Genomic DNA, 24,399 nt, shown 5'->3' on the forward strand with positions numbered 1-24,399 from the left:
GCGCGGCTTCTCGGGCTCTCAGGCAGCCGGGTCGCGATCCCCAGCGTCCGTCCGGTCTCCGGGGAGGGACACCCCGATCGGGACCCGGGACCGCGCGATGACCGTGACGTCGATCACGAGCGACCCGATGACGCCGACGATGATCGCGACGGCCAACACCGGGGTGTCCACCCAGTCCCGGTCCTTGAGCGCGACGAGGACGACGATGAAGAGCACGAACTTGACCAGGAACGTCCCCATGATCGTGCCGAAGAACGCACCGGAGACCATCTGTCCGCCCGAGAACCGGATCGCGAGGAGGACGCTCACCGCGGTCAGACCGCAGAAGACGACGCTCATCACGGCGCCGATGAGCCCGCCGGTCAGGCCGGGGCCACCGGCGACGAACCACCCGACGACACCGCCGACGAGCGCGAGGGCGGCGGCGAGGCCGGCACCCTGCACGAGGATGCGGCGGAACACCGGCCGGACGTGGTCGAGCGCGTTCGGTGCGGTCACGATGGGTCTCCAGGGGTCGAGCGGGGCCGGGGCCGCGGTCGCGGGTCCCGGACGGCGGCGGCACGGTCGAGCGGGTCGTAGCTGGCGTCGAACGGCGCACCGGCGGACGCGGTGGTCTGCGCCGCGATCTCGACCCGCTTCCGGCCGAGTGGGGCGAACGTCACGATGGCACACACCGTGAACCCGACCGCGACGAACGCCGCGACCCACCACCAGTTCACGAAGAGGAAGAGCAGGCAGCCGAAGGCGACCACTGCCGTCCACGCGTAGAAGATGAGCACCGCGTGGAAGTGCGAGTGCCCCATGTCGAGCAGGCGGTGGTGCAGGTGCTTCCGGTCCGCGGAGAACGGCGACTTCCCGGCGCTCACCCGTCGGATCACGGCCAGGCCGAAGTCGAGGATCGGCACGACGAGGATGGCGAACGGCAGCAGGATCGGGATGAACGCCGGCAGCAGGTCGGTCCGGGTCCGGACGGCTGCGGGGTCGATGTTGCCCGTGATCGACACCGCGCTCGTCGCCATCAGGAACCCGACCAGCAGCGCGCCGGCGTCCCCCATGAAGAGCTTCGCGGGGTGCCAGTTGAGCACGAGGAACCCGGCGCAGGCGCCGACGAGCACCGCGGTGAGCAGCGACGGCAGGTTGAAGAAGAACTCCGTCTCCACGACCACGCGGTTGATGAAGAACGTGTAGAGGAAGAACACCCCGCCCGCGATGATCGCGACCCCGGCCACGAGTCCGTCGAGCCCGTCGATGAAGTTCACCGCGTTCATGACGAGCACGACCGCGAGCACCGTGAAGATGAGGCTCATGTAGGACGAGCCGACGCCGAGCGTGTTGCCGATCGGCAGCGAGACGATCGCGACGCCCTGCCAGGCGAGGATCCCCGCGGCGATGATCTGTCCGGCGAGCTTCGTCATCCAGTCGAGGTCCCAGATGTCGTCCGCGACGCCGAGCACGACGATGATGGTCGCGCCCGCCAGGACGGCGATCACCCGCCCCGGCTCGCCGAAGACGAGCCGGAAGTAGTCCTGTCCCGCGATCGCCGGGAAGAGGAACCACGCGCAGAGCAGGGAGACGATCACGCCGAGGAACATCGCGATGCCCCCGAGACGCGGGGTGGGCGTCCGGTGCACGTCCCGCTCACGGACCTTCGGGTACCACTTGTACTTGATCCCGAGCTTCCACACGAGCCAACTGACGAGGAAGCTCACGACCGCCGAGATGACCCCCGCGAGCAGGTAGAACTTCACCGGACGAGGTCGTCCCCGACGACCCGTCTGATCTCGTCGTCCGGGATCACACCGTGGCGGACGATGCGGAGGCCCTCCCCCGCGGACAGACCGGTCGCGTCCACGATGGTGGAACCGGTCGACGCTGCAGCACCGTCGTGCGGCGCCAGCGCTCCGCCGTCGAGGTAGACCGCGACGCTGTCACCGAGCATGCGCTCGGCGTCGTCGACGTCCATCGCGGCCGGGTCGCCGGTGGAGTTCGCCGAGGAGACCGCGAGCGGACCGACCTCGCGCAGGAGCTCGAGGGCGATGCGCGAGTCCGGCATCCGGAGCGCGACGGTCCCCCGCGTCTCACCGAGGTCCCAGTCGAGCGACGGCTGCGCACGGAGGATCACGGTGAGACCACCGGGCCAGAACGCATCGACGAGCTGGCGCACCGGCTCGGGGACCTCGCTGGCGAGCGCGTCGAGCGTCGCGACGCCCGGGATGAGCACCGGCGGCGGCGACTGCCGCGTCCGGCCCTTCGCGTCGAGCAGGCGCTGCACGGCCGAGGCGCTGAACGCGTCCGCCGCGACGCCGTAGACGGTGTCGGTGGGCACGACGACGAGTTCGCCCCGACCGAGGGCGGTCCGTGCGAGCCGCATGCCGGTCAGGAGCCCGTCGGGGTCGGAACAGTCGTATCGGGAAGCCATGACCTGCACGATGATAGTGCGCGAGGATAGGAGGCATCGTGAACGAGACGCCCGCGCCCCCACTCCTGTTCCTCTTCGACATGGACGACGTCCTCGTCCGCTACGACTGGACGACCCGGATGGCCGGGCTGACCGAGCTGACCGGGCACGACTTCACCGAGCTCCGCCGCCGCTGGTGGGACACCGGGAACGAGCAGCGGGCCGAGGCCGGGCACTTCGCGGACGCCGACGCCTACCTCGCCGCCTTCGAGGAGGCCATGGGGTGCCCGGTCCCCGAGACGGAGTGGGCGCGCATCCGCGGAGCGGCGATGACCGAGCTGCCGGACCGGGTCGAGGCGGTGCGGATCGCCAAGCAGCACGGTCGGGTCGCGCTGCTCACCAACAACGGCCCGCTCGCCGGTCGGTGGCTGCACCGATGGGCCCCGTCCCTGCCGCCGCTGTTCGAGGAGCACCTGGACACCACGAGCGCGTTCGGCGCACGGAAGCCCGATCCGGAGGTGTTCCGGCGCGTGCTCGCCCACCACGGTGTCCCGGCCGAGCGCACCTTCTTCGCCGACGACATGCCCGAGAACGTCGCCGGGGCACGGAGCGTCGGCATCACCGCCGTGCTCGTCGAGCACGACACCGACCTGCGGGGAGCGGTGCGGACGTTCGTCGCCGCCCACGAGACGGCACCGGTCGTCTAGGAGGCGCCGCCCGGCACACGCCGGTCAGCGCGTCGCGGTGGTCGTGCGGTCGCGTCCGGTGAGGTCGACGTGCGTCTCCGGGGACCGGAAGCCCCGGGCGGCGAGCACCGCGCGGACGCCGGCACCCTGCTGCTCGGCGTGCTCGACGACGAGCAGTCCGCCGGGCACGAGCAGGCGCCACGCGGTCTCGGTCAGGGCCCGCACGGCGTCGAGTCCGTCCGGTCCGCCGTACAGCGCGAGCGCCGGGTCGTGGTCGCGGACTTCGGGGTCGATCGGGACCGCGTCGTCGGGCACGTACGGCGGGTTCGACACGACGACCGACACCCGGCCGTCGAGCTCCGGCAGCGCGTCGGCGAGGTCGCCCTCGACGAGGTGCACCGTTCCGCCGTGTGCGTCCACGTTGCGACGCGTCCACGGCAGGGCCTCGGGCGAGCGTTCGACCGCGTAGACCACGGCGTTCGGCACCTCGGTGTCCATCGCGATGGCGATCGCACCGCTCCCGGACCCGAGGTCGACGGCGATCGGCTCGGGCACCGCGGTCGTCCGGAGCGCGTCGATGCCGAACTGGACGACCGACTCGGTCTCCGGCCGCGGGACGAACACGCCCGGGCCGACCGACAGGGTCAGCGCGCGGAAGTGCGCCTCGCCGGTGACGTGCTGGAGCGGTTCACGGGTGACGCGACGGGCGACGGCGTGCCGGAAGCGCTCGACGTGTCCCTCGGCGATCGCTCCCCCGGTCATCGCACGCGCCTGCACGGCACCCCGCGACGTGTCCGTCGCCCAGGCCAACAGGAGTTCCGCGTCGACCTGCGGCGTCGGGACGCCTGCCGCGGCCAGGGCCGCTGCCGCCTCACGCAGGAGCCGGTCGGCGGTGAACGCGGGCCGGGGACCCGAGGTGGGGCGGGCCTCCCAGCCGGACACGCCGATCAGGCGTCCTGGTCGCCGAGGGCGGCCAGGCGCGCCTCTTCGTCGGCCTGGATGGCGGACTGCACGACCGGTTCGAGTGCGCCGTTCATGACACGGTCGAGGTCGTACGCCTTGTAGCCGGTGCGGTGGTCCGCGATCCGGTTCTCCGGGAAGTTGTACGTCCGGATGCGCTCCGAACGGTCCATCCCGCGGATCTGCGACTTGCGGGCGTCGGAGGCGATCGCGTCACGCTCCTCCTGCTGGCGCGCGAGGATGCGGGCCCGCAGGACCCGCATGCCGGCCTCGCGGTTCTGCAGCTGCGACTTCTCGTTCTGCATCGCGACCGTGATCCCCGTCGGGAGGTGCGTGATGCGGACCGCGGAGTCCGTCGTGTTGACCGACTGTCCGCCGGGACCGGAGGAGCGGTACACGTCGATCTTCAGGTCGTTCTGGTTGATCTCGACCTCCTCCGGCTCGTCCACCTCGGGGAAGACGAGCACGCCGGTCGTCGACGTGTGGATGCGCCCCTGCGACTCGGTCGCCGGGACGCGCTGGACGCGGTGCACACCGCCCTCGTACTTGAGGTGTGCCCACACGCCCTGCGACGGGTCGGTCGCGTTCGACTTGATCGCGACCTGCACGTCCTTGTAGCCACCGAGGTCGGACTCGGTGCGCTCGAGCATCTCGACCTTCCAGCCCTTGCCCTCGGCGTAGTGCGAGTACATGCGGAGCAGGTCGGCCGCGAACAGCGCGGACTCCTCGCCGCCCTCGCCGCCCTTGATCTCCATGATGACGTCACGGCCGTCGTCGGGGTCGCGCGGGATGAGGAGCCGGCGGAGGCGCTCCTGGCGCTCCGCCAGCTGCTCCTCGAGCCCCGGGACCTCGTCCGCGAACGCCTCGTCCTCGCGCGCGAGCTCGCGGGCGGCGGCGAGGTCGTCCCCCGCCGCCTGCCAGCCCTCGTACGCGGCCTTGATCTGGCTCAGCTCGGCGTACCGCCGGTTGACCTTCTTGGCGCGGGCCGGGTCGGCGTGGAGCGCGGGGTCCGACAGCTGCTGCGTCAGTTCCTCGTGTTCCGCCAGCAGCCCTGCCACCGACTCGAACACGCGTTACTCCTGGTGGCCGCTGCCGTGGTGACCGTTGGTCGCCGGCACCGACTTCTGGATCTGGACGAGGAACTCCACGTTCGACTGCGTCTCCTTGAGGTTCCGGAGGACGACGTCGAGCGCCTGCTGCGGGTCGAGCCCGGCGAGGGCCCGACGGAGACGCCAGGTGATCGCGACCTCGTCGGCGGAGAGCAGCTGCTCCTCGCGACGGGTGCCGGACGCGTTGATGTCGACGGCCGGGAAGATCCGCTTGTCGGCGAGGTGCCGGTTGAGGCGGAGCTCCATGTTGCCGGTGCCCTTGAACTCCTCGAAGATCACCTCGTCCATCTTCGACCCGGTCTCGACGAGCGCCGTGGCGAGGATGGTCAGCGAGCCGCCGTTCTCGATGTTGCGGGCGGCGCCGAAGAAGCGCTTGACGGGGTAGAGCGCGGCGGAGTCGACGCCACCGGAGAGCACGCGACCCGACGGCGGCGTGGCCAGGTTGTACGCGCGGCCCAGTCGGGTGATCGAGTCGAGCAGCACGACGACGTCGTGGCCCAGCTCGACCAAGCGCTTCGCACGCTCGATGGCGAGCTCGGCGACCGTGGTGTGGTCCTCGGCGGGACGGTCGAAGGTCGAGGCGATGACCTCGCCCTTCACCGTGCGCTGCATGTCGGTGACCTCTTCGGGACGCTCGTCCACCAGGACGACCATGAGGTGCGCCTCGGGGTTGTTCTTGGAGACGGCGTTCGCGATCGCCTGCAGGACGACGGTCTTGCCGGCCTTCGGCGGGGAGACGATGAGACCGCGCTGGCCCTTGCCGATCGGCGACACGAGGTCGATGATGCGGGTCGAGATCTTCGCGGGCTCCGTCTCGAGGCGCAGGCGCTCGTTCGGGTACAGCGGGGTGAGGTCCTGGAAGTCGACCCGGGCCGCGGCCTCGTCGGCGGTCTGACCGTTGATCGTGTCGATCTTGACGAGCGCGTTGTACTTCTGACGGCTCTGCTGCTCGTCGTTCCGCGGCTGCTTGATCGCGCCGACGACCGCGTCGCCCTTGCGCAGGTGGTACTTCTTCACCTGACCGAGGGAGACGTAGACGTCCTCCGGCCCCGGCAGGTAGCCGGTGGTGCGCACGAACGCGTAGTTGTCGAGGACGTCGAGGATGCCGGCGATCGGGATGAGGACGTCGTCCTCGGTGACCTCGGGCTCGAACTCGTCGTTCTGGCCGCCGCGACCACGCTTGCGGTCACGCTGGCGACGGGTCCGACCGTTCTCGGCCTCCTGCTCGGCGGCGCGCTGCTGGTCGGCACGCTGCTGGTCGCCACGCTGCTGGTCGCCACGCTGCTGCTCGGCCTGCTTCTGCTGGCCGTTCTGCTTCTGCTCGCCCTTGTCGGCGTTCTGCTGCTTGCCGTTCTGCTGCTGCTTCGGCTCGGCCTTGTCGGCCTCGGGCTGCTGGCCGTTCTGCTCGGCCTGGTCGCCGTTCTGACCGCGACCACGACCGCGACCGCGACTGCGACGGCCGCGACGAGCGCCGCCCTCGGCCTGGTCGCCCTGGTCGGACTGGTCGGCCTGCTGGCCGTCGTTCTGCTGCGCGACGTCCTGGTCGCCCTGCTCGGCGGCGTCCGCGGCCGGGACCTGGACCTCCGCGGTGGCGCCCCGGGCCTCCTGGCCGTCGGCCTGCTGCGCCTGGCGGTCGCGACCGCGACCACGACGCTGACCGGTCTGGGCGGCCTCCTGCGCGTCCTTCTCGGCGCGGACCTGGTCCAGCCCGGCGAGGAGGTCCTCGGTGCCGGTGTGGCCGGCGTTCGTGTGCGAGGCCGCGGCGGTCGGCTCGGCGCTGACGGTGCCACCGGAGGAGGCACGGCGGTTGCGGCGGCCGCGGGCCGGCGCCTCGGCGACCGGTGCGGCGGGCTGCTCGTCGCGCTCCGCCGGCGCCTGCTGCGCGGGCTCCGCGGCAGCGACCTGCTCGGTGGTGTCCGCGACCGGGGTGCCGGTGCCGGCACCGTCGAGGGTCGGCGTGACCGTGGCGGGCGCCTCGGCCGGACGCTTGTCCTCGATCGAGGCGATGAGGTCGCCCTTGCGGAGCTTCGAGAGCCCGGTGATGCCGAGGGACGAGGCGATGCGCTGGAGCTCCGGGAGACGGAGCGCGCGCAGGTCAGTGGGGATCTCCACCGAACCGGTGGAGGTGGTGACGTCGGTCACGATGCTGATGGTTCCTTCCGACCGCAGAACGCGGAGAGTTTCCACCGTTCCCGTCGCGGATGTGCAACGGCCGTCGTTCAGACGACGGACCGGGAACGGTGATCTGGAGAGAGTGCCCCACGCACCGGATCAGCGTGGCGGTCGACCTGGGGTGGTCGACGCCTCCGCGAGTTCGGCTTCGAGCGTCGGGTGCGGCTTCACTGTAGCACCACCGAGGTCGACGGCCAGCATGAGCGCACGCCAGGTGGACTCGGCGTGTCGCTCGACCAGTCCGGCCGCCGCGAGCCGCTGTGCCGGGTCGCTCCCCAACACCAGGAGGCTCGGCCCGGCGCCCGAGACGACGGCCGCCAGACCGTGCTGCCGGAGGAGCCCGATCAGGGCGTCCGTCTCGGGCATCGCGCTCGCGCGGTAGGCCTGGTGGAGCCGGTCCTCGGTGGCCGCGAGCAGCAGTTCCGGGCTCTGGATGAGCGCCGCCACGAGCAGCGCCGACCGCGAGACGTTGAAGGCGGCGTCCTCGTGCGGCACCGTCATCGGCTGCAGGGACCGCGCGAGCTTCGTCGAGAGCGTCGACGTCGGGACGAAGACGACGGGCGACACCCCGCGGTGCACGAGCAACCGCTTGTACGCCGGGCCGTCGGCGGTCATCCACGCGATCGTCAGACCACCGAAGAGCGCGGGGGCGACGTTGTCCGGGTGCCCCTCCATCTCGGTGGCGAGGCTCAGCAGCATGGACGCGTCGAGGTCGACCACGCCGGCGAGGAGCCCACGCGCGGCCATCAGCCCGGCGACGATCGCGGCGGCGGACGACCCCATGCCGCGGCCGTGCGGGATCGCGTTCGTGGCGTGCAGCTCGAGCCCGGGCTGCGGGACGCCGGCGTGCTCGAAGCCACGGCGGACGGCCCGGACGACCAGGTTCGTGTCGTCGGTCGGCACCTCACCGGCGCCGACGCCGTCGATCGTCACGGTCGCGCCCGGCTCGGGCCGGACGCGGACGTCGACCTCGTCGTAGAGCGACAGCGCGAGTCCGAGGGAGTCGAACCCCGGGCCGAGGTTCGCGGAGGTCGCCGGGACGCGCACCCGGACCGCCCGTCCGGCCGGTACAGCCTCCAGGGCGGTCGCGCCCTCCCCCGGTCCGGACGAGCGGTCGACGCTCACCGCGCGCTGACCAGTCCGAGCACGTCCGCGATCGCGGCGGTGTCCACGGGCACGCTGGTCGGGGCGACCTCGCCGCCGTCCTGCGTGCGGAGCGCCCACTGCGGGTCCTTCAGGCCGTGGCCCGTCACCGTGATGACGACGGTCGCGCCCTTCGGGACGACGCCCGCGTCGGCGCGCTCGAGGAGTCCGGCGACGCCGATGGCCGACGCCGGCTCGACGAACACGCCGACCTCTGCCGAGAGGATGTGGTGCGCAGCGAGGATCGCCTCGTCGGAGATCGCACCGAAGTAGCCGTCGGTCTCGTCCCGGGCCTCGAGCGCAGGCTGCCACGACGCCGGGTTGCCGATCCGGATCGCCGAGGCGATGGTCTCCGGGTGCCGGACGACCTCACCGTGCACGATCGGGGCCGAGCCGGCTGCCTGGAAGCCGAACATCCGCGGCATCCGCGACGAACGGCCCGAGGCGACGTCCTCTCGGTACCCGCGCGAGTACGCGGTGTAGTTGCCCGCGTTGCCGACCGGCAGGAAGTGGAAGTCCGGCGCGTCCCCCAGGACGTCGACGACCTCGAACGCGGCGGTCTTCTGCCCCTCGATGCGGTCGTTGTTGACCGAGTTGACCAGGTGCACCGGGTAGTTCGCCGACAGGTCCCGCGCGATGTCGAGGCAGTCGTCGAAGTTGCCCTGCACCTGCAGCAGCTGCGCGTCGTGCGCGACGGCCTGGCTCAGCTTGCCCATCGCGATCTTGCCCTCGGGCACGAGCACCGCGGCGGTGATGCCGGCGTGCGTGGCGTACGCGGCCGCCGAGGCGCTCGTGTTGCCGGTGGAGGCGCAGATGACGGCCTTCGCCCCGTGCTCGACGGCCTTCGAGATCGCCATCGTCATGCCGCGGTCCTTGAAGGAGCCGGTCGGGTTCATGCCCTCGTACTTCACGTACACCTGGGCGCCGGTGCGCTCGGAGAGTCGTCGCGCCGGGATGAGCGGGGTGCCGCCCTCACCGAGCGTCACGATCGGGGTCGCGTCGGTCACGTCGAGTCGGTCGGCGTACTCGCGCAGGACTCCCTGCCACTGGTGGGCCATCAGGCTTCTCTCTCTGTCCGGTGGGGCGGTCTGGTCTGGGTCGGCTGGTCGGTCGGGAGGCTCGGAGTCGCGTCAGGCGCCGACGACGCGCAGCACGCTGGTCACGTCGATGACGACGTCCTCGCCGCGGAGCGCGACGACGGTGTCGGCCAGGTCGGCCTCACGGGCGAGGTGCGTGCCGATGACGAGCGTCGCGGTCCCCTCGACGGCACCCGTGGTGGTCTGCTCGACGGTCTCGACGCTGACGCCGTGCGCCGCGAGCACCCCGGCGACGGTCGACAGCACGCCGGGGGCGTCCGACACGTGCAGCGCGATCTGGTAGCGGGTCCGCACCGTCCCGATCGGGAAGACGGGCAGTGCCGACTGCGTCGACTCCGCGACACCCGGACCGCCGATGACGTGGCGACGGGCGGCGGACACGAGGTCACCGAGGACCGCGGAGGCCGTCTCCACCCCGCCGGCGCCGGCGCCGTAGAACATGAGGTCGCCGGCGGCCTCGGCCTCGACGAACACCGCGTTCTTCGCCCCGTGCACGCTCGCGAGCGGGTGCGACTCGGGCACGAGCGCAGGGTAGACGCGGGCGCTGACGCCCTCGCGACCCTCGGCGTCGGTGAGGCGCTCGCACGTGGCGAGGATCTTCACGACGTAGCCGGCCTTGCGGGCGGCGCGGACCTGCTCGATCGTCACCGAGGTGATGCCCTCGCGGTGCACGGCGGCGAGCGGGACCGAGGTGTGGAACGCGAGCGACGCGAGGATCGCCGCCTTCTGCGCGGCGTCGTAGCCCTCGATGTCGGCGGTCGGGTCGGCCTCGGCGTACCCGAGCTCCGTCGCGGTCGCCAGTGCGTCGTCGAAGGTCGCGCCCTCGCGGTCCATCAGGTCGAGGATGAAGTTGGTCGTGCCGTTGACGATGCCCATGATCCGCTCGATGCGGTCCCCGGCGAGCGAGTCGTGCAGCGGTCGGATGATCGGGATCGCGCCGGCGACGGCGGCCTCGTAGTAGAGCTGTGCGCCGACCTGCTCGGCTGCGGCGAAGAGCTCCGGGCCGTGCGTGGCGAGCAGCGCCTTGTTGCCGGTGACGACGTCCGCCCCGGACTGCAGGGCCTGCAGCACGAGGGTGCGCGCCGGCTCGATGCCGCCGATGAGCTCGACCACGATGTCGGCCCCGAGGATGAGCGACTCCGCGTCCGTCGTGAAGAGGTCACGCGGCAGGTCGACGTCCCGCTGCGCCTCGACGTCGCGGACGGCGATCCCGACCAGCTCCAGACCGGCGCCGGCCCGGGTCGCGAGCTCCTCGCCGTGCTCGAGCAGGAGTCGGGCGACCTGGGAACCGACCGAGCCGGCTCCCAGCAGCGCGACGCGGACGTTGCGGTATTCGATCATCGGGTGGGTGTCTCTCCGGGTCGGGTGGTCAGCGTGCGGCACCGGTGTCGGGCACCGGCGCGACGCCGGTGTCACGGGCGAGGAGGTCGTCGACGGTTTCGCCACGCACGAGGATACGGGCCGTGCCGTCCGCCACCGCGACGACCGGCGGACGACCGACGTGGTTGTAGTTGCTCGCGAGACTCCAGCAGTAGGCACCGGTCGCGGCCACCGCGAGCAGGTCGTCCCGCTGCACGTCGCCGGGCAGGTACTCGTCGTGGACCACGACGTCACCGCTCTCGCAGTGCTTCCCGACGACACGGGTCAGCACCGGGTCGGCGTCCGACGTCCGGGCGAGGCGTGCGGTGTAGTCCGCGCCGTACAGCGCCGGCCGCACGTTGTCGCTCATGCCGCCGTCGACCGACACGTAGGTGCGCGTCGCCGACGTGCCCTCGTCCGTCTCGACCGTGACGGGCTTGATCGTGCCGACGCGGTACAGCGTGACGCCGGGCGGGCCGACGATGTAGCGGCCGGGCTCCACCGCGATCTCCGGCACCGGGATGCCGCGGGACGCGCACTCCTCGGCGACGATCGCGGCGAGGGCGTCCGCGACGTCCTCGGGCGCGAGGGCCGCGTCCGCCTCGGTGTAGTCGATGCCCCAGCCGCCGCCGAGGTTGAGTTCCGGCACCGGACCGGTGGCGACGAGCGTGGCGTGCACGTCCATCAGCCGGCGGGCGGCCTCGCGGAAACCGCTGTCGTCGAAGATCTGCGACCCGATGTGCGAGTGCAGCCCCACGAACGCCAGGGACGGCTCGGCACGGACGGCCGTCGCCGCCTGCACGGCCTCGGACAGCGGGATGCCGAACTTCTGGTCCTCGCGCGCGGTGGCCAGGAACTCGTGGGTCGAGGCGTGCACCCCGCTGTTGATCCGGATGCGCACGCGCTGCACGACACCGGCCTCGGCGGCGATGCGGGCGACGCGGCCGATCTCCTCGTGACTGTCGAGCACGACCGTGCCGAGCCCGATCGACACCGCGCGCTCGAGTTCTGCGTCGGACTTGTCGTTGCCGTGGAAGCCCATCAGCGCCGGGTCGACGCCCGCGGCCAGCGCGACGGCGATCTCCCCCATCGTGCAGACGTCGAGACGGAGCTCGGCGTCGGCCATCCACCGGGCGACGTGTGTCGTCCAGAAGGCCTTGGCCGCGTAGTAGACGTGCGCCCGGGTCCCGATCCGCGAGAAGGCGTCGGTGAAGGCGTTCCGCACGCGGACGGCGCGCGACTGGACGTCACGCTCGTCGACGACGTACAGGGGTGAGCCGTACTGCGCCACGAGTGCGTCCGCGGCGACACCGCCGATCGCCAGCATGCCGTCGTCGGTCCGCGTCGCGGAGGCGGGCCAGATGCGGTCGACGAGTTCGGACGCGTCCGTCGGGAACCGCAGCCGCGGCGGCGCAAGGGGGTTCTCGCTCACGGGACCCGATCCTATCCGGCCGGGACGGGCCTCCCGGCGCATGTGACGCTCGTCGCCCGCGGAGTCCTCAGCAGCGGCCGGTGGTGCGCAGGCCGTCCTCGCTGAGCGGGAGTTCGTCCGCGGTGACGCGCACCGTCGCCGCCGACTCCGTCACCCGGAGCGACCGGACCCGGAGCTGCTCCGGCAGGAACTGCGCCGTGCAGACCGGGACGGGCACGTCCGAGACGCCCGGGATGTCGTCGAGGTCCAACCCGAGCGAGGAGTTGGTGATGCGGACGGTCTCGGGCGTGATCGTGACGCCCCGACCGTCGGACTGCACCGCGACCGAGCCGTCCGCCGCATAGCCGATGTCGAAGCCGAGCACCGAGGTGGTGCCCCGCAGCTCGACGCCGCCGTCGATGAGCCTGAGTCGTTCGAACAGCGGTGAGTAGGCCGCCAGGTCCTTGACCGCCCCGGCCGCGAGCCGGACCGTGCCGTCGACGTCGTGCACGGCGCCCTGGCCGTCCACCGGCAGGTCGCGCGCGGTCACGTCCGCCGCGAGCGGGATGCCCGCCACCGTCAACCGGTCCGAGGAGATGTGCACCCGGTCGAAGGTCCCGCCGACCAGCTGCGGGATGACGACGCCGTCCACGTGCGCGTCCACCGTCCCGGTCGTGCCGTCGGGCAGCGACTGCTCGACCTGGTCCGCGATCGTCCGGTCGACGACCCCGCGGAGGACGAACTCGGCGACCACGACGACGACCGCCAGGAGCAGGAGCACGACGACCAGCACGATCGCCAGCGTCCGGCCCCGACGCTTCCGGCCCCGACGCTCCCGACCCCGACCGGTGGCGGGTGCGGACGTCACCGCTACATCCGTTCGGGCGCGCTGACGCCGAGCAGACCGAGGCCGTTCCGGACCACCTGGCCCGTGGCGTCGTTCACCCAGAGACGGGTGCGGTGCAGGTCCGACACCGGCTCGTCGCCGAGCGGCGTGACGCGGCAGGAGTCGTACCAGCGGTGGTACAGGCCGGCGAGCTGCTCGATGTACCGGGCGATCCGGTGCGGTTCCCGCAGCTCCGCGGCCTGGCGGACCACCCGCGGGTACTCCGCGATCGCGCCGAGGAGGGCGCTCTCGGACTCGTGGGTGAGCAGCGACGCGTCGAACACCGAGCGGTCGACGCCGGACGCCGCGGCGTTGCGGGCGACGGACTGCGTCCGGGCGTGGGCGTACTGCACGTAGAAGACCGGGTTGTCGTTCGTGCGCTTGGTCAGCAGGTCGAGGTCGATGTCGATCGCCGTGTCGCTCGCGAACCGCACGAGCGCGTACCGGCCGGCGTCCACGCCCACGGCGTCGACGAGGTCCTCCATCGTCACGACGGTGCCGTTGCGCTTCGACATCCGGAGCGGCTGGCCGTCCTTGAGCAGGTTCACCAGCTGGCCGATGAGGATCTCGAGGTTGACGCCCGGCTCGTCACCGAACGCCGCACACATCGCCATCATCCGGCCGACGTAGCCGTGGTGGTCCGCGCCGAGCATGATGAGGTTCCGCTCGAAGCCGCGCTCGCGCTTGTCGAGGTAGTAGGCGAGGTCGCCGGCGATGTACGCGGGTTCACCGTCCGACTTGATGACCACGCGGTCGCGGTCGTCGCCGAAGTCGGTCGTCCGGAGCCACAGGGCGCCGTCCGCCTCGTACATCCGGCCCTGCTCCTGCAGCCGGGCGATCGCGCGGTCGACCGCCTTCGACTCGTGGAGCGAGTTCTCGTGGAAGAAGACGTCGAAGTCGACGCCGAAGTCGTGCAGCGACCGCTTGATGTCCGTGAACATGAACTCGACGCCCTCGCGCCGGAACAGCTCCTGCGCTTCGTCGCGCGGCATGCCCGTGACGTCGACACCCGGCTCGAGCGTCGCGAGCACGCGGGCCGCGATCTCGCCGATGTACGCGCCGCCGTAGCCGTCCTCGGGCGTCGGCTCCCCCAGCGCGGACGCCAGGAGGGAGCGGGCGAACCGGTCGATCTGGTTGCCGTGGTCGTTGAAGTAGTACTCGCGGGTGACGAGGCCGCCCTGCGCCTGGAACACGCGCGCCAAGCTGTCGCCCACCGCGGCCCACCGCACGCCGCCCATGTGGATGGGTCCGGTCGGGTTCGCCGACACGAACTCGAGGTCGATGCGGACCCCGTCGTAGAGGTCGCCGTGCCCGAAGGACACGCCCTGGTCGACCACGGTGCGTGCGACCTCGCCGGCCGCGGCGGCCTCGAGCGTGATGTTGATGAAGCCCGGCCCGGCGATGTCGACCGAGTCCACGCCGTCGAGCTCGGTCAGCTCGCCGGCGATCTCCGTCGCGAGTTCGCGCGGGTTGGTCCCGAGACGCTTCGCGAGCTGCATGGCCGCGTTCGACGCCCAGTCGCCGTGCGCCCGGTTCTTCGGCCGTTCCAGGGCCACGTGGGACTCCTGGACCGTCACGGTGTCGGCAGCGCCTCGGCGCTCGACGATGCCCGTGAGGATCGACAGGTACGCGGCGGAGAGTTCGGCAGGAGTCACGGCGATCGAGTCTACCGGGACACCCGGCGACCACCCGGACCACGCCGGGAGGGATGCAGCATCATGGTCCGTCATGACCTCCCGCAGCCTCCGGGCGTCCGGCCTCGCCGCACTCGTCGTCCCCACCGCGCTCGTGCTCGCGGCCTGCTCGGGCACGAGCGGTGGTGCCCCTTCCGCCTCCCCCACCACCGGGAGCGTCGGCCGTCCGGTGCCGCAGGACTGCGACGAGCTCGTGCCGGCGACGACGTTCACCGTCTACGGGCGGGATTTCGAGCGGGTGCGGACACCGCGTCCCGCATCGGGTTCGGCCGTCGCGCAGATCGCCGGCCAGGACGGTCGCGTGTGCACCTGGCGGTCCACCGCGGACGAGGACGTCACCGTGACCGTCGCCGTGGCACACCTGCCCGCGGCGCAGATCACACAGCTCGAGGACGCCCTCTTCGCGCAGGGCGGGTCCGTCCCCACGTACACGGTGGAGGGCTACTACTCCCTCCGCTCCGGCACCGGTCGTGCCGACGCCTTCGCCGGTCCGTACTGGATCCACACCAGCTCGACGCTCTTCACCGAGCCCGGGACCGCCCAGCCCGTCGTCGACGCCGTCCGGCACGCGGTCGCGCCGGACGCGACTGCGCCGACCGGGTCGCCGACACCCTGACCGGCGCCACGGCGGACGGGAGGCCCGTGTCGGACCGGTGCGGGGCCTCCCGTCCGACACGGCACGCCCGGGGAGGCGCACCGGCGTTCAGGAGGCGGGCGCGGACCTGCTACGGTTGGTGACACCCCGGGCCCCCATAGCTCAGGGGATAGAGCACTGCCCTCCGGAGGCAGGGGCGGAGGTTCGAATCCTCCTGGGGGCACAGTCACATCCCCGCGCAAGCTGTCGTCCTCGCTGCGCTCGGTCGGCAGCGCGCGACGTCGCCTGCGGCGACCTTCCCCCGTGGGCACCAGCACGACGTCCGCTGCGGGCACCTTCCCCCGTGGGCACCAGCACGACGTCCGCCGCGGCGACCCTCCGTGGTCGCGGCCACGTGCGTTCCCGAGCAGGACACCTCCGGGCCCTAGGATCACGCGGCGTGACGACCTCCACGCAGCAGGAACTCGACCGCGGGGACCGCGCCGCACCGGCCAGGACCCTGCTCGACGTCCTCACCGCCACCGCCGAGGCACACCCCGACGCCCTCGCCCTCGAGACGCCGGAGGGTGCGCTCGACTACCGCGGCCTCCTCGCCCTCGTGCAGGAGCGCGCCGCCGACCTCGCCCGCCACGGCGTCCGACGCGGCGACCGGGTCGGGATCCGCATCCCCTCCGGTGGCCGGGACCTGTCCGTGTCGATCCTCGCCGTCCTCGCCGCCGGCGCCGCCTACGTCCCCGTCGACGCCGACGACCCCGAGGAACGCGCCACCCTCGTCTTCGGCGAAGCACGGGTGGTCGGCGTCATCGGTGCCGGCGGTGTGCTCCGCGACCGCCAGGGCGCTCCGCTGCCGGTCACCGACCCCGCGGCGAGCGCCGAGGCGCCCACGACCGAGGACGACGCGTGGGTCATCTTCACGTCGGGGTCCACCGGCGTGCCGAAGGGCGTGGCCGTCACCCACCGCTCCGCCGCGGCCTTCGTCGACGCCGAGGCCCGGATGTTCCTGCAGGCCGCGCCGCTCGGTCCGGACGACCGGGTGCTCGCGGGCCTCAGCGTGGCGTTCGACGCCTCGTGCGAGGAGATGTGGCTCGCCTGGGGACACGGTGCCTGCCTCGTGCCGGCGCCCCGGTCGCTCGTGAAGAGCGGGGTCGACCTCGGCCCGTGGCTCATCGCGCACGGCATCACCGTCGTCTCGACCGTCCCCACGCTCGCGGCACTGTGGCCCGACGACGCGCTCGAGTCCGTGCGGCTGGTGATCTTCGGCGGTGAGGCCTGCCCGCCGGAGCTCGCCGCCCGCATCGCGTCCCGGGACCGCGAGGTGTGGAACACGTACGGCCCGACCGAGGCGACGGTCGTCGCGTGTGGTGCCCTGCTCGACGGCAGCACCCCGGTGCGGATCGGCCTGCCGCTCGACGGGTGGGACCTCGCGGTCGTCGACGCCGAGGGGCAGCGCGTCGCGCCGGGGCAGGTCGGCGAACTCGTCATCGGGGGCGTCGGCCTCGGCCGGTACCTCGACCCGGCGAAGGACGCCGAGAAGTACGCGCCCTTCCCGCAGCTCGGGTGGGAGCGGGCGTACCGGAGCGGCGACCTGGTCCGGTACGACCCCGAGGGGCTCGTCTTCCAGGGTCGCGCCGACGACCAGGTGAAGCTGGGCGGCCGGCGCATCGAACTCGGCGAGATCGACGCGGCCCTGCAGTCCCTCGACGACGTCGCCGCGGGTGCCGCGGTCGTGCAGCGCACCCCGGCGGGCAACCAGGTGCTCGTCGGCTACGTCGCCCCGGTCGCCGGCGCGGTCGTCGACACGGCCGCGGCGAACACCCGTCTCCGCGAGGAACTGCCCGCCGCGCTCGTGCCGCTCCTCGCCGTCGTCGACTCCCTGCCGACGCGGACGTCCGGCAAGGTCGACCGGGCGGCGCTGCCGTGGCCCCTCGAGGGCGCGATCGGGACGGACCTGCCGCCGACCGTCGCGTGGATCGCCGAGCGGTGGTCGGCGATCCTCGGTGTCCCGGTCGCCGACGTCGACGACGACTTCTTCGCGCACGGCGGCGGCTCCCTGACCGCCGCGCAGCTCGTGTCGGCGATCCGCGAGCGCTACCCCACGACCACCGTGGCCGACGTCTACGACCACCCGCGGATCGGCGCACTCGCGGCAGCGCTCGACGCGTCCGGGCCGGTGGCGGCGGCACGACGGGACGTCCGGCCGGTGCCGCCGCGCACCGGGCTGCTCCTGACGGTGCTCGGCCTGCCGCTCCAGGTGCTCCGTGGGCTGCGCCTGCTGAGCTGGACGGCACTCGTCGCGGCGGTGCTGCACGCCACCACGATGCCGTTCCTGCCCGTGCTGCCGTGGCCGCTCCTGGTGATCGCCCTCGTGCTGTTCGTCACGCCGGCCGGCAAGATGACGATCACGGTCGTCGCCGCCCGCCTGCTCCTGGCCGGGGTCCGTCCCGGCGACCACCCGCGCGGCGGCTCGGTGCACGTCCGGGTCTGGCTCGCGGAACGGATCGCGGAGGCCGTGGACGGTCCGTCGACCGCGGGTGCCCCGTGGATCAGCTACTACGCCCGGGCCCTCGGTGCGAGGATCGGCCGGGACGTCGACCTGCACACGCTGCCGCCGGTCACCGGGATGCTCACGATCGGGAAGCGCGCCGCAGTGGAGCCCGAGGTGGACCTCGCCGGACACTGGGTGGACGGCGACGTGTTCCGCCTGGGTCCCGTGCACGTCGGCACGGACGCGGTCGTGCACAGCCGCTCGACCCTGATGCCCGGAGCACACGTGGGCGACGGCGCCGAGGTCGAGGCCGGCTCGGCGGTGGCCGGCGCGGTCCCGGCGGGTGAGCGCTGGGCGGGCTCGCCGGCCGAGCGCATCGGGTCGGCACGCCACGGCCGGGAGGCCCGCCCCGCGTCCCCGAAGCGGTGGCTGCTCGCGTACGGGGCCGGGTCGGTCGCCGTCGCCGGGCTCCCCGTCGTCGGCGTCACTGCCGGACTGGCCGTCGCGGCGCTCGTCGTCGGGCGCCCGACCTCGCTCGGGGCCGCGGTCGGCCCCACGCTGCTGAGCGTGCCGCTCGCCACGGTCGTCGCGGGCCTCGTGTACGCGGGCCTCGTCGTCGCCGCGGTCCGGCTGCTCGGGCTCGGGCTCGTCGAGGGTCGGCACCCCGTGCGGTCCCGGACCGGGTGGCAGGTGTGGTGCACCGAACGGGTCCTCGACGCTGCCCGCACGCTGCTGTTCCCGCTGTACGCGAGCCTCGTCACCCCGCTCTGGCTCCGCCTGCTCGGCGCCCGGGTCGGCCGGGACACCGAGATCTCCACCGTGCTGCTCATCCCCGCGCTGACACAGATCGCGTCCGGGGCGTTCCTGGCCGACGACACCATGGTCGCCACCTACGAGCTCGGCGGCGGTCGGGTGAGGATCGGTCGGTCGAAGGTGGGCCGCCGGGCGTTCCTCGGCAACAGCGGCATGACCGGCGCCGGTCGGTCGGTGCCGCGCGAGGCCCTCGTCGCGGTGCTGTCCGCCGTGCCGAAGAAGGCCAAGCGCGGGTCCTCGTGGCTCGGCAGTCCCCCGGTCCGGCTCCGACGGGCGGCGGCGCAGTTCGACGAGGAGCGCACGTTCCGGCCGCCGACCCGGCTGAAGGTCGCCCGCGGCGCGTGGGAGGTGCTGCGTCTCGTGGCACCCATGGTGTCCGCCGCGATCGGGGTGGCCGTCGCCGCCACCTTCCTGGCCCTGTGGACCACGGTGGGGCTCGGCTGGACGGTGCTGCTCGCCGGCCCGGTCCTCATCGCCGCCGGTGCGGTCGCGGCGGCCGTCTCGACCGTGGCGAAGTGGGCCTTCGTCGGGCGCATCACCGCCACCGAGCACCCGCTCTGGTCGTCGTTCGTCTGGCGCAACGAGGTGCAGGACACCTTCGTCGAGACCGTCGCACGCCCCTGGTTCGCCGAGCAGGCCATCGGCACCCCGGCCCTGGCGGCGTGGTTGCGGAGCCTCGGTGCGACGATCGGCCGCGGCGTCTGGTGCGAGACCTACTGGCTGCCGGAGGCCGACCTCGTCACGATCGGCGACGGGGCGACCGTCGCCCGCGGCACCGTGGTGCAGACGCACCTGTTCCACGACCGCGTCATGCAGCTCGACACCGTGACGCTCGACGCCGGCGCGACGCTCGGGCCGCACGGTGTGGTCCTGCCCGCCGCCGGCATCGGCCCGGGAGCGACCGTCGGGCCCGCCTCGCTCGTGATGCGCGGCGAGCAGGTCCCGGGCGGCACGCTCTGGGCCGGCAACCCGATCAGCCCGTGGGAGCACCCGCCGTGGCGCACCGCGGCGTCCACCACCGGGCACGACGGGGCGAGCGGGTCCGGCGACGCCGACGGACCACGCGACGCCAGTGGGTCCGGCGAGCGCGCCGAGCACCCGGGGCCGGTCGGCGCCGTGGCAGACTGACCGGCACCGTGAAGCAGACCGACCCCACCGCCGACCCGTACACCCCGCACAGCGGCGACCGGCGGTGGACGACCCGCCACCACGACCTGCGACTCGACTACCGCGTCGCCACGAACCGGCTCGACGCGACCGCGACGATCAGCGCGACCGCCGACGAGCCGCTCGAGAAGGTCGTGCTCGACCTGCACGGGCTGAGCGTCGACCGGGTCGACGTCGACGGCGTGCGCGCGAAGAAGGTCTCGGTCGGGACCCACAAGACGACCGTGACACCCGCCGCACCGATCGCTGCCGGCGACGAGTTCACGGTGCACGTGCGGTACCGCGGCGCACCCCGACCACTCCGGAGCCCCTGGGGCACGCTCGGCTGGGAGGAACTGACCGACGGCGTGATCGTCGCGAGCCAGCCCGTCGGCGCACCGTCGTGGTTCCCCTGCAACGACCGCCCCGACGACAAGGCGACGTACCGCATCGAGGTGACGTGCGAAGCGGGGTACGAGGTCATCGCGAACGGCGCGCTGCTCGGCCGGGAGCGCACTGCTCGTGGCACGCGCTGGACCTACGCCGTCACCGAGCCGATGGCGACCTACCTGGCCACCGTGCAGATCGGTCGGTACCGCGCGACGAAGCTGCGCGGCGGTGCCGTGCCGGTCACCGTGCACCACCCGTCCGACCTGACCGCCGCCGTGAGGACGGACTTCGGCCAGGTGCCCGACATGATCGCCCTGTTCACCGACCGGTTCGGGCCGTACCCGTTCGCCGAGTACGGCGTCGTGGTGACCGACGACGAGCTCGAGATCCCGCTCGAGGCGCACGGCCTCGCGGTCTTCGGGCGGAACCACGTCGACGGGGAGCACGGCACCGACCGGCTCATCGCCCACGAGCTGGCGCACCAGTGGTTCGGCAACTCGGTGACGCTCGGCGTGTGGCGCGACATCTGGCTGCACGAGGGCTTCGCCTGCTACGCCGAGTGGCTCTGGTCCGAGCACCGCGGCGGCCCCACCGCGGACGACCTGGCGGCGACGTACCGTGCCGGGCTGCTCGACCAGCCGGAGGACCTCGTCGTCGCGGACCCCGGCGCCCGGGACCTGTTCGACGACCGCGTCTACAAGCGCGGCGCGCTCGCCCTGCACGCCCTGCGACGGACGATCGGCGACGCCGCCTTCACCGACGGCCTCCGCACGGTGACCGGACGGCACCACCACGGCACGGTGACGACGCCGGACGTCGTGGGCGCGTTCGCGACGGCCGCCGGTACCGACCCCGCGCACGTGCTGCGCGCGATCGGACCCTGGATCGACGAACCGGGCGTCCCCCCGCTGCCCTAGCCCCGGCGCCGCCCTGACACGGCGCCGCCCTGGCGCCCGTGCCGTCGCGGCGTCGGCGTCGTCCCGGTGTCCCCGCCGTCCTGGGGTCCCGGTCCACGGAGGTCCTCGACCCGGACCGGAGCACCGCCCGCGGCGACGGCCACGACCAGGTCCGCGTCGAGCACGACGACCGTGACGAGCTGCTCCATCCCGTCGAACCGCGCGCGGTCCACCTGCCCGTCGCCGACTCGTCCGAGGACGGCCTCCACGCGTGCGGGATCGACCCGGAGCCCCCGTCCGTCACGCTTCAGCACCGCCTCCTTCACCGTCCAGCACGCGGTGAGGTGCACCCCCGCGCACTCCGGTCCGGACGCGACCGCGCGGTGCCGCTCCCCCGCGGTGAAGGCGTCGAGCGGGGCCGCCGTCACCCGGGACGCCCGCTCGACGTCGACACCGAGCGACGCCGGCCCGACGGCGAGGACGACGATCCCCGAGGTCCGCGCCAGACCGACGCCGACCGGACGACCGTCGACCCGGGCTCCCGGCCGACCGTGGTCCGCAGCACCGCAGTGTGGACAGCGCTGCTGCACGGAGACCAGGGCCGGGTCCGATCGGGTGACCTCGGCGACGAACGCGACCAGGGCCTCCCGGTCGGCCGTTCGCGACGCCCCTGCGGCGGCCACCCGCACCGACACGGTCTGGAGGCCCGACTCACCCACGCGAGCAGCCTACGGTCCGCAGTGGGACGGCCGGTGCGGGCACGACGACGGCCCCGGTCGGGACCGACCGGGGCCGTGCTGTCGTCCTGCGGGTCAGGCGTGGGTGAGGGCGATGAGTGCGACGTTCATCGTCGCGTACCGGCCCTCGGACCGGGTCGCCTGACGCACGCGTCCGCGGAGGACCTCGTACCGTCCGTCACGCTCACGCACGAACCCGATCACGCCGCTCGCCGGCGTGGACACGCGGTGGTACCCGTCCTCGAGTGGGACGACTTCTGCGGTGGTCGCTCGCTCCATTGCTGCTCCCCTTCCTTCATTGGCTCGCCCTCACCCTACCCCGTTTCGGGGGACATGCCCGCAGCACTGTCCACTGTGTGCGGGCCCCGATCGATCCCGGTGGGGTACAACCGGCGCCGGCCCCCTCTCCCGCTCCACAGCCCCGGCCCGTCCAGGAGGTGCCTGGCTAGACTCCGGACGACGGCCACGGACCAGCTGGACGAGGGCCACGGACGGAGGACGGATGCGCACGGTCGAGGTCAGGGCGGACTCCGGGTCGACGGGGGTGCCTGCCCGGGACGACGCGGCGCCACGTCCCCTGCTCGCGCGTCTGCTGGCGGGCGCGGCCGCCGCCACCGTCGCCGCGCTGCTCGTCGTCGCCCCGGTCCCGGCCGCGCACGCCACCGAGCCGGTCGACCTCAGGGGCGCGTACGTCCTCGACGACGCGGACGCCCTCACCGACGCCCAGCAGGCCGACGTCGAGCAGGCCGTGCAGGACCTGTACCAGGAGACGCAGACACAGCTGTTCGTCGTCTTCGTGCCGTCCTTCACCGACCCGAGCGACCACACCGCCTGGGGTGCCGCGACCATGCAGCAGAACCAGATCGAGACGGACAGCATCCTGCTCTCCGTCGCGGTCGACGAGCGGAACTACGACGTCCAGCAGACCAACGAGACGGCGATCACCTCGAGCGACGTCGAGCGCGCGGTCGACGGCGACCTGCTCCCCCGCCTCAAGCAGGGCGACTGGGCCGCCGCGGCGACGGCCTTCGCCGGCGGACTCCAGCAGAGCCAGCAGCCCGCCGATCTCACCTGGCTGTGGGTGCTGCTCGGTGTCGCCGTCCTGGCCGCGGTCGTCGCCGTCCTCGTCATCCGGGCCCGCAACCGGCGGCGCACCGTCGCGGCCCGGCGCGAGCAGGAGCAGTCCCTCGCCGAACTCCAGCGACGCGCCGATGGGGCCCTCGTCACGATCGACGACGAACTGCGCACGGCCGAACAAGAGGTCGGCTTCGCGGCGGCGCAGTTCGGCGAGGACGCCGCCACCCCGTTCGCCGAGACCGTGTCGATCGCCAAGCGCGAGGTCCGCAAGGCCTTCGCCCTCCAGCAGCAGCTCGACGACGAGGTCCCGGACACGCCGCAGGAGCGCGCCGAGTGGGCGAACCAGATCATCGCCATCTGCGAGCAGGCGCACGCGGCCATCGAGTCGCAGACCGAGTCGTTCGACCAGCTGCGCTCGCTCGAAGCGGGCGTCGACACCGCCGCCGCCGAGCTGACCGCCGCTCTCGGGACCGCTCCCGCCGCCGTGGCCGCGGCCCGTGCGGCGCTGGAGCGCGTCCGGACGGCGTACACCGGTCGGACGCTCGCGACCGTCGCCGACAACGTCGACCAGGCCGAGCAGGTGCTCGCGTACGCCGACGAGCGTGCCGGTGCCGCTCGGACGGCGCTCGCCGCGGGCGACCGGGGCGAGGCCGTCGTCGCGGTCCGGGACGGGCAGCACGCGCTGGCCCAGGTGCAGCAGCTCACCGGCGCCGTCAGGGCAGCGGAGCGCACCTTCGCCGACGCCGCCGAGCGTGCCGAGGCGATGCGCGCCGACATCGAGGGCGACGTCGCCGCGGCCGCCACCCTCCGCACCGGCGGCCCCGACCTCGCGGCCGCGGTCGCGCGGGCGCAGCGGGTCCTCCGTGCCGACGTCGACCCGCGTGACCCCGTCGGGGCGGTCGATGCGCTCACGAAGGCGAACACGGACATCGACGCCGCCCTCGCGACCGCCCGCACCGCCGAGGAGCAGCATCGTCGCGCGACCCAGGCCCTCGACGCCGCCCTCCGGGACGCCCGCTCCCGGATCGGCCAGGCGCGCGAGTTCATCACCGTGCACCGCGGAGCCGTCGGCCCCGCCGCACGCACCCGCCTGTCCGAGGCCGAGCGGGTCTTCGACGACGCGCTCGACCTCGCCACCACCGACCCGCAGCGGGCACTGCAGGCCGCCCGTGCCGCGGAGCAGTACGCGGCGGCCGCCATCGACGAGGCGAACGACGACACCACCGGGTGGCCCGGCGGCGGCATGGGCGGCATGGGCGGCGGTCGCGGCGGCCCGCAGCTCGGCGGACTCGTCACCGGTCTCGTCCTCGGCGGACTGCTCGGCGGCTGTCTCTTATACACATCT

The 24,399-nt window shown here is 73.1% G+C and carries 19 protein-coding genes and 1 tRNA gene; 6 read left to right on the forward strand and 14 right to left on the reverse strand.

What is annotated here, in order from left to right:
• Positions 1-18: 18 nt before the first annotated feature.
• Genes DEI84_RS10830 through DEI84_RS10840 form a run of 3 tightly spaced genes read right to left on the reverse strand, consistent with a single transcriptional unit; the run spans position 19 to position 2,419 of the window.
• On the reverse strand, positions 19-498 hold the full coding sequence (locus DEI84_RS10830; protein ID WP_110825115.1) for a hypothetical protein: 480 nt from the start codon (positions 496-498) through the stop codon (positions 19-21).
• Positions 495-1,748, reverse strand: coding sequence for an MraY family glycosyltransferase (locus tag DEI84_RS10835; protein ID WP_110825116.1), 1,254 nt, complete (start codon positions 1,746-1,748; stop codon positions 495-497). Before DEI84_RS10835 ends, DEI84_RS10830 begins: the two co-directional genes overlap by 4 nt.
• The gene (locus DEI84_RS10840) at positions 1,745-2,419 is read right to left on the reverse strand and encodes an L-threonylcarbamoyladenylate synthase (protein WP_110825226.1); all 675 of its coding nucleotides are present in this window, start codon (positions 2,417-2,419) and stop codon (positions 1,745-1,747) included. The genes DEI84_RS10835 and DEI84_RS10840 overlap by 4 nt, the downstream gene beginning before the upstream one ends.
• A gap of 38 nt (positions 2,420-2,457) precedes the next feature.
• Between DEI84_RS10840 and DEI84_RS10845 the strand changes: the two genes are divergently transcribed.
• On the forward strand, positions 2,458-3,105 hold the full coding sequence (locus tag DEI84_RS10845; protein ID WP_258371758.1) for an HAD family phosphatase: 648 nt from the start codon (positions 2,458-2,460) through the stop codon (positions 3,103-3,105).
• A gap of 24 nt (positions 3,106-3,129) precedes the next feature.
• Here the strand turns inward: DEI84_RS10845 and prmC are convergent, their stop codons facing one another.
• From prmC to argS, 9 genes are all read right to left on the reverse strand, one after another.
• A complete protein-coding gene (prmC, locus tag DEI84_RS10850; RefSeq protein WP_110890830.1) occupies positions 3,130-4,026 on the reverse strand; it encodes a peptide chain release factor N(5)-glutamine methyltransferase in 897 nt (298 codons plus the stop codon).
• Between the two features lie 5 nt (positions 4,027-4,031).
• Positions 4,032-5,114 (reverse strand): peptide chain release factor 1, encoded by a 1,083-nt coding sequence (gene prfA / locus DEI84_RS10855; protein ID WP_110825118.1) that lies wholly within the window; start codon positions 5,112-5,114, stop codon positions 4,032-4,034.
• Positions 5,115-5,117: 3 nt separating this feature from the next.
• The gene (rho, locus tag DEI84_RS10860; RefSeq protein WP_110890831.1) at positions 5,118-7,295 is read right to left on the reverse strand and encodes a transcription termination factor Rho; all 2,178 of its coding nucleotides are present in this window, start codon (positions 7,293-7,295) and stop codon (positions 5,118-5,120) included.
• Positions 7,296-7,424: 129 nt separating this feature from the next.
• On the reverse strand, positions 7,425-8,405 hold the full coding sequence (thrB, locus tag DEI84_RS10865; protein ID WP_110890847.1) for a homoserine kinase: 981 nt from the start codon (positions 8,403-8,405) through the stop codon (positions 7,425-7,427).
• Between the two features lie 41 nt (positions 8,406-8,446).
• Positions 8,447-9,526 (reverse strand): threonine synthase, encoded by a 1,080-nt coding sequence (gene thrC, locus DEI84_RS10870; protein ID WP_110890832.1) that lies wholly within the window; start codon positions 9,524-9,526, stop codon positions 8,447-8,449.
• A gap of 72 nt (positions 9,527-9,598) precedes the next feature.
• Positions 9,599-10,906, reverse strand: coding sequence for a homoserine dehydrogenase (locus DEI84_RS10875; RefSeq protein ID WP_110890833.1), 1,308 nt, complete (start codon positions 10,904-10,906; stop codon positions 9,599-9,601).
• A gap of 28 nt (positions 10,907-10,934) precedes the next feature.
• On the reverse strand, positions 10,935-12,356 hold the full coding sequence (gene lysA / locus DEI84_RS10880; RefSeq protein ID WP_110890834.1) for a diaminopimelate decarboxylase: 1,422 nt from the start codon (positions 12,354-12,356) through the stop codon (positions 10,935-10,937).
• Positions 12,357-12,423: 67 nt separating this feature from the next.
• The gene (locus DEI84_RS10885; RefSeq protein ID WP_110890835.1) at positions 12,424-13,203 is read right to left on the reverse strand and encodes a hypothetical protein; all 780 of its coding nucleotides are present in this window, start codon (positions 13,201-13,203) and stop codon (positions 12,424-12,426) included.
• 2 nt (positions 13,204-13,205) lie between these two features.
• Positions 13,206-14,876 carry an arginine--tRNA ligase gene (gene argS / locus DEI84_RS10890; protein WP_110890836.1) on the reverse strand — a complete coding sequence of 557 codons (1,671 nt, stop codon included), beginning with the start codon at positions 14,874-14,876 and terminating at the stop codon, positions 13,206-13,208.
• A gap of 73 nt (positions 14,877-14,949) precedes the next feature.
• Between argS and DEI84_RS10895 the strand changes: the two genes are divergently transcribed.
• The 4 genes from DEI84_RS10895 (at position 14,950) to DEI84_RS10910 (ending at position 21,261) form a co-directional block, all read left to right on the forward strand.
• Positions 14,950-15,531 (forward strand): hypothetical protein, encoded by a 582-nt coding sequence (locus DEI84_RS10895; RefSeq protein WP_110890837.1) that lies wholly within the window; start codon positions 14,950-14,952, stop codon positions 15,529-15,531.
• A gap of 130 nt (positions 15,532-15,661) precedes the next feature.
• A tRNA-Arg gene (locus tag DEI84_RS10900) sits at positions 15,662-15,733 on the forward strand.
• Between the two features lie 216 nt (positions 15,734-15,949).
• Complete coding sequence (locus DEI84_RS10905) at positions 15,950-19,936, forward strand: Pls/PosA family non-ribosomal peptide synthetase (RefSeq protein ID WP_110890838.1); 3,987 nt, start codon at positions 15,950-15,952, stop codon at positions 19,934-19,936.
• An 8-nt stretch (positions 19,937-19,944) separates the two neighbouring features.
• Complete coding sequence (locus DEI84_RS10910) at positions 19,945-21,261, forward strand: M1 family metallopeptidase (protein ID WP_110890848.1); 1,317 nt, start codon at positions 19,945-19,947, stop codon at positions 21,259-21,261.
• Here DEI84_RS10910 and DEI84_RS10915 read toward each other — a convergent pair.
• Both DEI84_RS10915 and DEI84_RS10920 read right to left on the reverse strand, forming a co-directional pair.
• Entirely contained in the window at positions 21,258-21,959 is a 702-nt protein-coding gene (locus DEI84_RS10915) for a 4'-phosphopantetheinyl transferase superfamily protein (protein WP_110890839.1), read from the reverse strand. The two genes, DEI84_RS10910 and DEI84_RS10915, sit on opposite strands and share 4 nt — an antisense overlap.
• Positions 21,960-22,052: 93 nt before the next feature.
• Positions 22,053-22,256, reverse strand: coding sequence for a hypothetical protein (locus DEI84_RS10920; protein WP_110825128.1), 204 nt, complete (start codon positions 22,254-22,256; stop codon positions 22,053-22,055).
• A gap of 223 nt (positions 22,257-22,479) precedes the next feature.
• Between DEI84_RS10920 and DEI84_RS10925 the strand changes: the two genes are divergently transcribed.
• On the forward strand, positions 22,480-24,399 hold a 1,920-nt coding region (locus tag DEI84_RS10925; protein ID WP_110890840.1), incomplete at its 3' end, for a YgcG family protein.

This window comes from Curtobacterium sp. MCBD17_023, from assembly GCF_003224415.1.
In the GTDB taxonomy this organism is placed as follows: domain Bacteria; phylum Actinomycetota; class Actinomycetes; order Actinomycetales; family Microbacteriaceae; genus Curtobacterium.

Excerpts from the sequence above, each read along its gene's own strand:
- DEI84_RS10840 (WP_110825226.1), bottom strand. The coding sequence starts at position 2,419 with ATGGCTTCCCGATACGACTGTTCCGACCCCGACGGGCTCCTGACCGGC.
- thrC (WP_110890832.1), bottom strand. The coding sequence starts at position 9,526 with ATGGCCCACCAGTGGCAGGGAGTCCTGCGCGAGTACGCCGACCGACTC.
- DEI84_RS10875 (WP_110890833.1), bottom strand. The coding sequence starts at position 10,906 with ATGATCGAATACCGCAACGTCCGCGTCGCGCTGCTGGGAGCCGGCTCG.
- DEI84_RS10895 (WP_110890837.1), top strand. The coding sequence starts at position 14,950 with ATGACCTCCCGCAGCCTCCGGGCGTCCGGCCTCGCCGCACTCGTCGTC.
- DEI84_RS10920 (WP_110825128.1), bottom strand. The coding sequence starts at position 22,256 with ATGGAGCGAGCGACCACCGCAGAAGTCGTCCCACTCGAGGACGGGTAC.